General features: G+C 32.8%; 9 protein-coding genes. 2 read left to right on the top strand and 7 right to left on the bottom strand.

What is annotated here, in order from left to right; genetic code table 11:
- On the top strand, positions 1-941 hold a 941-nt coding region (locus QZZ51_RS14880; RefSeq protein WP_291871078.1), incomplete at its 5' end, for a hypothetical protein.
- Positions 942-1,148: 207 nt separating this feature from the next.
- Here the strand turns inward: QZZ51_RS14880 and QZZ51_RS14875 are convergent.
- A complete protein-coding gene (locus QZZ51_RS14875; RefSeq protein ID WP_291871076.1) occupies positions 1,149-1,616 on the bottom strand; it encodes a hypothetical protein in 468 nt (155 codons plus the stop codon).
- Entirely contained in the window at positions 1,613-1,975 is a 363-nt protein-coding gene (locus tag QZZ51_RS14870; protein ID WP_291871073.1) for a hypothetical protein, read from the bottom strand. The genes QZZ51_RS14875 and QZZ51_RS14870 overlap by 4 nt, the downstream gene beginning before the upstream one ends.
- A gap of 587 nt (positions 1,976-2,562) precedes the next feature.
- Here QZZ51_RS14870 and QZZ51_RS14865 point away from each other — a divergent pair.
- Entirely contained in the window at positions 2,563-3,243 is a 681-nt protein-coding gene (locus tag QZZ51_RS14865; protein WP_291871071.1) for a head GIN domain-containing protein, read from the top strand.
- On the opposite strand, the gene QZZ51_RS14860 is transcribed toward QZZ51_RS14865, so the two are convergent.
- The 5 genes from QZZ51_RS14860 to QZZ51_RS14840 are packed head-to-tail and all read right to left on the bottom strand — an operon-like array spanning position 3,244 to position 9,696.
- A complete protein-coding gene (locus QZZ51_RS14860; RefSeq protein ID WP_291871069.1) occupies positions 3,244-3,426 on the bottom strand; it encodes a CPXCG motif-containing cysteine-rich protein in 183 nt (60 codons plus the stop codon). It lies immediately after the preceding gene.
- Positions 3,427-3,441: 15 nt separating this feature from the next.
- Positions 3,442-4,815: a TolC family protein gene (locus QZZ51_RS14855; protein WP_291871067.1), complete on the bottom strand. Its 1,374-nt coding sequence runs from the start codon at positions 4,813-4,815 to the stop codon at positions 3,442-3,444.
- A 29-nt stretch (positions 4,816-4,844) separates the two neighbouring features.
- Positions 4,845-8,087 carry an efflux RND transporter permease subunit gene (locus QZZ51_RS14850; protein WP_291871065.1) on the bottom strand — a complete coding sequence of 1,081 codons (3,243 nt, stop codon included), beginning with the start codon at positions 8,085-8,087 and terminating at the stop codon, positions 4,845-4,847.
- Positions 8,087-9,217 (bottom strand): HlyD family efflux transporter periplasmic adaptor subunit, encoded by a 1,131-nt coding sequence (locus QZZ51_RS14845; protein WP_291871063.1) that lies wholly within the window; start codon positions 9,215-9,217, stop codon positions 8,087-8,089. Before QZZ51_RS14845 ends, QZZ51_RS14850 begins: the two co-directional genes overlap by 1 nt.
- A gap of 14 nt (positions 9,218-9,231) precedes the next feature.
- On the bottom strand, positions 9,232-9,696 hold the full coding sequence (locus tag QZZ51_RS14840) for a MarR family transcriptional regulator (RefSeq protein ID WP_291871061.1): 465 nt from the start codon (positions 9,694-9,696) through the stop codon (positions 9,232-9,234).
- Positions 9,697-9,906 lie beyond the last annotated feature (210 nt).

Genomic DNA, 9,906 nt, shown 5'->3' with positions numbered 1-9,906 from the left:
AAAACGGGGAAAACGTAATAATAGGAGAAACCAAAGGTTTAGGAGCGCCAAGACATAAAGGTGTAGCTAAAAAAAAAAAAATTAACACATCAATAATTTTGGATAGTGGGAAACCATACCCCCACCATGCACCAGGACAAGCGGTAGTTCCGAGGGAAACTACCGCTCCTGTTCTGGATATGCCTGTTGTAGAGCCAGAGATTGTAAAAGTGCCTAAAACAGTACAAAAAAGAGACAAGTCTAAAAACAGTCTAGTAAAAGGAATTGACACCGTTGGCACCGAAGCAATGGAAAAGTATAATTTATCAGGAGATTTAGGACGTTTTTTGGGAAACCCTGAGATTAAGCCAAAAGAAAGTGTGGTAGTTACGCTAGATGCACCACAGGGAGCAATGAAAACACGTTTGTTTTTTCAGCTAATGAACATGTACGCAACCGCTGGGTATAAAGTGTTATTCCTTTCTTTAGAGGAGCATCCAGACAGCGCTCTTTTTAAAGATAAAAGAGACCAGTATTTAACACCACAGGCGCAACAATCTATTGATACCGTAGGTGAATTACCAAACGGAGTAAAAGACTTTCACGAATTAGTATCGGACTACGATGTATTTTTTATTGATAGCTGGGGAAAGTTCACCAAATATGATAAAAAGACTGATTTAGATAATGATATAAGAAAACGGTACGATGGTAAAAAGTTCTTTACCATTTACCAGCGCACAAGTTCAGGAAGTATGCGAGGCGGTGCGGCATCCCAATTTGATGGCGATATGATAATGAAAATTCATAAAGAAGAAGGAGACTACACTAAAAATTACGCCTATTGGGATAAAAACAGATACGAAGTAGAACCAGGATTAAAATATTACATACATAGTCAAACCTTAAACCCTTCAGAACAATCGCAAGGAATATCAGGAGAACCAATAGTGTTAAGTTAAAAATTGTCTTTCATCACAAACAAAAAAATAAAAAAAATGTCTACACATAAAGACAATTAGTGTTTATAGTTTCATTTGTTTAGTTAGTTGGTTAGTTGAAAAGGCGCCTCTTTAATTAGGGGTGGCTTTTTTTTATAGGAAATTGTATATGAATATTTTGTGTTTTATTTGGTTGTATTTTATTTTTCTTCTCTATCTTTTTTCATATTAATTTTTTAAAAAATTGTCTACGGATAATTCTTGAATAAATTTTTTCAACTCTAGTATAGATGGGTGTAATAATAATTTCTCATCATTCCACTCTTCGTCATAAGACTCTATTAGGACAAATCTCATAGGAGTTTCTTGTACTACATGCACTAGGTAACAAGGTTCCTCTCGGTGTAAAATATAAAGTTCCTCACTTGATTGGTCCACAGAGACTAAAAATTTTGAAATATTAGAATCTATAAGTTCCGTGTCTTTTAAACCAATAACTTCCGCTAGTATCGTATAATTTTTTAAGCTAGGAGAATAATCTAAACCAAACATTCTACCAATATTATTTCTTGCAAATGGGGTTAGTTCTGCTATTTTAGTTTGCCACCCATGACTCCCCCATTTGTCTATTGCTTTTTCTTTTAAATTAAGAACAAGCATTTTCCAACGCTCGTTCTTTTTTTCTTGTTCTTTCATTTATTAATTGTAAAGTTTCCTGTAGAATATCCTGTTTTTCCATTCTTACACATTAAAAACAAGGTTCCAGATGCAGGATGTATTAAGTGATTAATTGCCGCTTCTTTTAATTGAAATTCCGAAAAAATATTAGGAACCGTTGCTGTTACATTATACACAGTAATAGTAGTATCTATTTCTTTGCAGTTACCTTGCTGCTTTTTTCTAAAATTAGCCTTAGACCTCTTAGACATCAAATCCCAATCTCTACCTAATTCCTCTGCTAAATCTGAATAATTTTGAGTAATTTTAGTTTTTTCCGTGGCGTAGACATTAAATTGACCGTTAACCTTTAATACAGTAGTTGATATAGTTTTCATAATAATTGTGCCGACTTTAATGTCCTGCTCGGGACTTTTAATTGTTTATGCCTTATTGCATGAAGCAAATATAATAATATATTTTAAATTACATCATATTTGATGTAATTATTTTAATTAAGTCTTATTTTTTAAGTTTTTCCACTAAATTAGCAACAAAATCTTTTGTTTCTTTGTTTTTAATTAGTGTAACTATTCATTTTAGCGTTAAAAATTCGCATTATATACGCATTTAAAATACCCCAACACCTAAAAAGCATAGGTTTAACAGTGCTTAACATATTTTTAAAACCCTGCCTTCTAAGCAGACGGTCCCAGGTTCGAATCCTGGTGCGATCACAAATAATTGGAAAGCCTCATAAGTAGTTTACTTTTGAGGCTTATTTTTTACCCTATTTTTTCTCCTTGCAAATAACTTAAAGTCAGTCTCTTTAGGACTTCCTTAAAGATTTGTTAATATTCGTTTATAAAATTATACTCTTCTAATAAATAGTAAATTTGTTATTGAATTACATTTTTTACCAATTCTATAAGTTTTGGAATACAATTTGCTTTTCAATATTTCTAGAACCTAAAAAAATAACAAGATGAAAAATATTCTATCCCTATCTTTAATAATATTAATGGTATTTTCTACCGTTGCCCAAAAACAAAAATCTAAAGAGTTAAGTAAATTTACAGAACTAAAGGTATACGACCGTATTATTGTTTCTCTTGTAAAAAGCACCGAAAACAAAATAGTAATTACTGGTGACGATAAAGATGAAGTTAACATCTCTAACAAAGATGGCCTATTAAAAATACGCATGGAGTTCGATAATTTTCTAGATGGCACCGAAGCGAAAGCTACTTTATATTATACCGAAAATCTGAGTTTAATAGATGTAAATGAAAATGCAAAAGTTATTTCAGAAGAAACTTTTAAAGGCAGCTATGCGCAAATTAAAGGCCAAGAAGGAGGTGAAATTGATTTAAAAATAAACCTAGAAAAATTGTACGTAAAGTCGGTTTCTGGTAGTGAAATAACCCTTTCTGGAAACTCTACGGAACAAGAAATAGCTGTAAATACTGGTGGTAAAGTTTTTAATAAAGACTTGCAAACAAAAGACACTAAAGTAGTTGTAATGGCTGGTGGTCGTGCGGACGTTACAGCTAGCAATTTGGTAAACGCTAAGGTTAAAGCGGGTGGCTATATTTATATTTACGGAAACCCTAATACTATTGAGAAAGACAAATTATTTGGCGGCAAAATAAAAGTGATGGATTAATTATTGCTCCAAACTAATTGCCATAAACTCTTGTAATTCATTTTTATCAAATTGTGGCTTAATCTCTATTGGGTTGCAACAAACCTCACAATCTTCTACATAAGTCTGGCTTGTTACAGAAGTATCTAATAACATCGATATTTCTTCCCAGCAATGTGGGCATTGAAAAAAATGTTCTAACATAATTATTGCTTTATTTTAAAAAGCCACATTCAGCAATTGCCCTGTTAATTGCAGTAATTGTAGTTCGGACAATTTAGCATCATACTTTGCTAAATTTTTATTCGTTTGGGCATTTAATAGATTTATTTGTGCTTGCCTAAATTCTATAGATGTAATTCTTCCTAACTGAAATTGCTCTTTAGAACGCTCAAAATTATTGGCATTAGTAATTACGTTTTGTTCCTGAATTTTAAAAATATGCAGGCGATTCTCGTAAATTTCCAGCGCATTTTCTATATCTCTATGTACTTCTAAAACTACCTGTTTTACTAACAGCTCCTGATTAAGTTGTGCAATTTTAGCGTTTTTAACCCTGACGGTTGTTCCTCCGCCATCAAAAAGATTCCAAGACAAACTAGCACCTAAAGCTATATTATCGCTAGTTCTGTTAGTTCCTGGGAATATTTGTCCCGAAACAAAAGGAGAAGGTGCGCTTTGGTTTAAGTTCCATCCATAAGACCCCGTTAACCCAATAGTTGGTAGGTAACCAGACTTATTAACCTTAATATCATAGGCGTTAATTTTTAATCCTTTATCCGCAATTAATAAATTTACATTATTCTCTTTGGCCTGTGTTATATATTCCTCTAATTGTAATCTAGGAATAAACCGTATAACCGTATCTACAGCATATAAATCTTTTAATTCTTGATTTAAAATAACGTTTAAATCTCTTTTTACATTATTTAAAGATTGCGCAGCGTTCATTATATTAATGCTATCATTGGTAACATCTACCTGAGCATTTAAAACATCTAGCTTAGTGCTTTGTCCATATTCAAAAGCGTATTCTGCTCTTTTTATTCTTTGCTTAGAAATTTCCAAAGCCTGCTTAAATACTTTCTCATTTTCGGTTAACCTAGCTACTTCATAATACACACTAAATAGCTGAATAATTGTATTTTCAATGGTTTCCCTAGCTTGCAAATTGGTTAATTTATATTGCTCTTTTAACTTTTTATAATTGTAGAAACGGTTTAATCCATCGAAAAGCGTGTAATTAACTGAAAGTGCCGCATTGTATGTTTGCGATTCTGCCCCATTTAATTCTATATCTGCTGTTGGGCTTCCATCTGTTTCAAGCCGTCCTGGATACTCTGTAGTACTATTTAAATTCCCATAATTAGCACCGGCACTCCCAGTTACTCTTGGTAAATAGCCTGAATTAAGTATGCTTTTGTTATTTTCTGCTACCTCTATACTGTTTTTAGCGACTTTAATTCCGTAATTATTCTCTAATGCTAAAGATACAGCCACATCCTTTGTTAGCATTTTTTCTTGCCCGCTAACCGTACAAAAAAATAATATCCATGAAATACAACTAATAGTTGTTCTATTCAGTATGCTCATCCTTCTAATTCTTTAATAACTATCTTACTCTATTCTTCTATCTGGTTCGTTGCCTTTTTTCTTAAATCCGTAGACAAATGCACTTCTTCTTTCTGTTCTTTTATAGCCCTCTCTACTTCTTCTTTTGCAATTTCATCACCTGTAATCAACCATTTCGTAGTAACCTTTAGTTTGTTACTAAAAGAGAGAAAAATAGGTAACATTAATAAGGTAAGAACTGTTGCAAAACCAATTCCATATGCAATAGATATAGCCATTGGTTTTAAAAATTGAGCCTGTCTACTGGTTTCTAACATTAAAGGCGCTAAACCTGCAATTGTAGTTATAGACGTTAAGAATATTGCTCTAAATCTGGATCTGCCAGCATCATACAAAGCATCATCGAAGGTCATTCCATTTTTTAGGTTATTATTAAATTTACCTATAAGCACTAGTCCATCATTTACCATAATACCTATTAAAGCTATTATACCTAACATAGACAGTATATTAATAGGGAAATCATGTATCCAATGCCCCCAAGCAATTGCAGTTAAACTAAAAGGTACTAATAACAACAACATTAAGGGTTGACTAAAGCTCCTAAAAGTAAAAGCAATGGTAATATAAATAAGTCCTAAAACGGTTAAACCTGCTATTTTTAATGATTTAAGCATTTTACCTGCTTCCCTATTCTGCCCTTCATACAAAGCAGATACTGTTGGGTATTTAGATTCAATTTCGGGCATAATATTCTTTTGAATATCTTCCAAAACATCCGTACCACTAGTCTCTTTATCATTGACCAAATCTGCAGAAATCTGAATTTCTCTACGGCCTTCTAATCTATTAATTGCAACATCTCCTCTTTCAATAACATAATTTGCTATTTCTTTTAAAGGAACCCTAGCTCCACTAGGGGTTACTATGCGCATTTCGTCTAAATCTGTAATGGAAGATCTGTTTTCTCGATCGTACCTCACCCAAACCCGTATTTCATCTTGCCCCCTTTGAAAACGTTGCGCCTGAGCACCGAAAAAACCAGCTCTTACTTGTGACATTATACCTCGCAAGTTCAACCCTAACAAATAGGCATTTTCTTTAAGTTCTAGTCGTATTTCTTTAATGCCTTCTGGATCATTATCAGCGATATCTTTTAGCGCAGAATTACTTAATAAAGCGTCTTTTAATTCCTTTTTTGCTGCTTTTAATTCTTTTATATTATTTCCTAAAAGGGAAACCGCAACCGGAGAACCCCCAAAATTTCCTCCAGATCCATATATAAGACTTTCTACTCCTATTACTGGACCAACAAGTTCTCGTAATCTATTAGTAACCAAATCGGATCGTACAGCATCCGGACGCTCTTCTCCTGGAAGAAGATTAATAGTCAACGTTGCTGTTGAAGAGCCTGGGCCAAGTCTTTTAATAACATTTTCAAAAAGTAATTTATCGGCCCCTTTTAAATATTCCTCCGAAAGCTCCTTGTTTACAATTTTAGCTTTACTCTCTATATAAGAAATAATAGAATCTGTAACCTTTTCATTAGTTCCGTTAGGCATTAATAACTCTACCTGAATTCTATCACTCGCAATTCTAGGAAAAAAGGACGTTCTTATAACTCCCCCTCCTATAGATCCAAAGGTTAAAATTAATGCTACTGCAAAAAAGGAGAATGATAATAATTTATAGCGCATTGCAAATTTCAATGTTGGACTATACAGATTATCTCTCATCCATTTCATAAAACGATCTCCCATTTCATTAATAACCCTAAGTTCTGCAAAAGCTCTACCAATGGCAGTCTTTGGTTTTTTTGCCATTGGCTGTAGTGCCTTAGAATGCGCTAAATGCGCTGGTAAAATAATCAAGGCTTCCACTAAAGAAACAACTAAGGTTAAAATAACAATTACAGAAACTTCACTAAAAAACTCCCCTATTCTACCATCTAAAAACAAAAATATAGAAAAGGCTAAAATAGTAGTAATAATTGCTGAGACTATAGGCGGTATTACCTCCATAGTACCATCTATTGCTGCTTGTATTGGTGATTTTCCCTTTTCGTAATGTTGGTATATATTCTCTGCGATTACAATACCATCATCTACTAAAATTCCTATAACAATAATCATCCCAAAAAGAGAAAGAACATTAATGGTCACATTAAAAAAACTAGCAAAAACAAACATTCCTAAAAAAGATATTGGCAACCCAAATGCTACCCAAAAAGCCAATCTGGTATTTAAAAAAAGAGAAAGAAAAAGGAGAACCAAAATCATTCCCATTACGGCATTTGCTGTAAGCAGCTCCGTTCTTTGCGTTAGGGTTTTAGATTGATCGCTAACTACATTTAATTGAACATTATTATATTTTTGATTAAAAATGGCTATATAATCCTTTACTTTTTCTGCAGAACCTATTAAATCTTCTGTATTTGTGCTTGTTATAGTAGTATTAACTGCTAAATTCCCATTAAAATAAGAGGCATTAGGAGACTCCGCAAATCGATCTCTGATTATAGCCACATCCTTTAACCGTATGGTTCTTCCAAAGGAATCTGCTCTAATGATTAAATTAGATAATTCGGTGCCATAATACGCTCTATTATTTGCCCTAATTAGATATTCCTCTGCGTCTGTTTTTATATTACCTCCTGTAACTAAAATATTAGCATTAGCAACTGCTTGGGCAACATCTGAGAAAGACAAACTAAATGCTAGCAAACTATTTTCATCTACAGCAATTTCTATTTCTTCTTGAGGATAACCGGTAATGCTAATCTGCGATATACCATCAATGGCTCTAATATCATTTTCTATCTGCCTTCCTATTTGTTTTAACGTTCCTAAAGGAATTCCTTCTCCACTAACAGCAAAACCAATTGTCTGTCTTACCGCTTCTAATTTAGATACAATTAAAGGTTCCATTCCTGTTGGAAAAGTAGGCACACGGTCTACCGCATTTTTCACCTCTAAGAGCATAAAATCTATATCTCTCCCTTTTTCTATTTCTACATTAATATTTCCACTATTTTCTCTAGATGTAGATGTTACCCGATCTACACCCTGCAAGCCTTTTAGATTATCTTCAATTTTTAATACTATACCTTCTTCTATCTCTTGTGGTGATGCTCCAGGATAGGTAATATTAATAGCTATATTTTTAGAATCTGTCAGTGGAAAAAAAGAAGATTTTAAAGATAATGCCCCTACAATACCAAACACAAAAACAGCAATAATTAGAACATTAACTGCTACATGGTATTTTATAAAATATTCAATTATTTTACGCATTATTTTTTAGATTTATCTTTTTTCTCTTTATAAATTTTTACTGCCATCCCTACATAAGAGCCCATTAAGGGCTTGTCCAAAATTGTAGTACCATTAGGTACTTCTTTTATTACTACTTTTTTATCCGAAAAATATATGGGTCTAACATCAATCAAATCTAAAACAGAATCTTTTACTACATAAATTTGATTAGTCTCTAGTAATAAATTACGCTCTATTTCTATTGCATTTTCTTCTGCTCTTGCATCTAGGTTTGCTTCTAAATACATACCTTCTTTTAAACTACTATCCTTTATTTCGATAAACGCTTTTATGGTTTGTGAAGCAACATCTACCCTTCCATTAACCCTTACTACTTTCCCTACATATTCCCTGGTTTTATCTAAATTAGTAAGTGCCACTTTTTCTCCTATCTTTAGCAAATCGCTATATTCTTTACTAACAGAAACTTCTAGCTCATAAACATCTGTGTTAATAAATTCGCCCAGTTTTTGGCCTGATCTTACAAGTGTTCCTTCTGTTACTAGTGCCTCTGTTAATACTCCTCTGAAAGGTGCCGATATTCTATATTTAGACAACCTTTGTTCTAAATTTTTAACATTATAATACGTGGTTAATATCCCCCTTCCAGAAATAAAGAATTTTTCTTTTTCAGAAACCATCCTAGGCAATTCTGGAGTATTTTTATCCATATCAAAAGCACTTAAATATGCTTGCCATTTAGGGTAAAAATCTGGATAGTCTAATCGTAAATCTGGCATTATGGATGTAATTTGATTGTACAAATTACTTTTTGCTGATTTAACAGATGCTTTATATTCAGAGTCGTCTATCTTAATAATAGTCTCTCCCAAACCATATAATTGACCTGCTTTAAAAAGTTTATTTCCTTTTCTAAAAATACCTTGCACTTCCGCATAAATATCTACTCGCCTTTTAGCCATTAAATTACCGTTAGCTGCAACAATAATAGGGATGGTTGTGTTTTTTACTATATCTGTAAAAACGGTTTTAACCACTTTTTCCACTTTTGGTTTTGGCTTTGTTTTACTTGCTATTATTTTCTTAGCAAGTAAAACAGCACCTATTATAAACAAAATGCCTAATACGGATAATATAATTTTTCTCATAGCTGGGTTGGTTATTATAATGGCTGGGCTTTTATACCCATATTGCATTGTATCTTTTTTAAAATTCGAATTGCTATCTCTTTTTCTTCTGGTGTTATGCCTTTTCCTAAAGAATCTAACAAATCTCTAAGTATTGGTTTTGTTTTAGCGTAAATATTTCTTCCTTCCGCTGTTAAAAAAACCTCCCTAATCCTTTTATCGTCTTTACTCCTTACTCTTTGTATATAATTTTTGCTTTCCATCTTAGATAATAGCCTAGTTAAGGTAGATTTATCTCTTAATGTTAAAAACGCAAGTTCATTCTGATTTAATCCATTTTTTTGATGCAATTTTTTCAACACCACCACCTGTTCTTTACTTAAATCTAACCCATTTTCATTGAGTTTTTCTTGTAAAAAACAATCTACCATTTTAGATGTTTTACCTAACCATGGGATAATGGAGGTTTCAAAATCTATATTTTCATCCAAAGATTTCATGGCACGAAACTACGCAAAACCAATTAGTTGTGTAGGCAACTAATGTTAAATGTTTCCTAAGAAAACAAAAAAAGGGGATGCATTATGCATCCCCTTTTTTCCTTGTTTTTTTGTCCCGTCCTGAAATAGCGATACACTAAAACTTTAGTGTAATGAAAACATCATTAAATATTGGCAGTACCAAGCGTACCCAAAAAGATTACTCGCTCT

It is taken from the genome of Maribacter sp., assembly GCF_016744255.1.
In the GTDB taxonomy this organism is placed as follows: domain Bacteria; phylum Bacteroidota; class Bacteroidia; order Flavobacteriales; family Flavobacteriaceae; genus Maribacter_B.
Note: the sequence above shows the minus strand (reverse complement) of the source record. Positions and strands in the feature narration are given on the sequence as shown.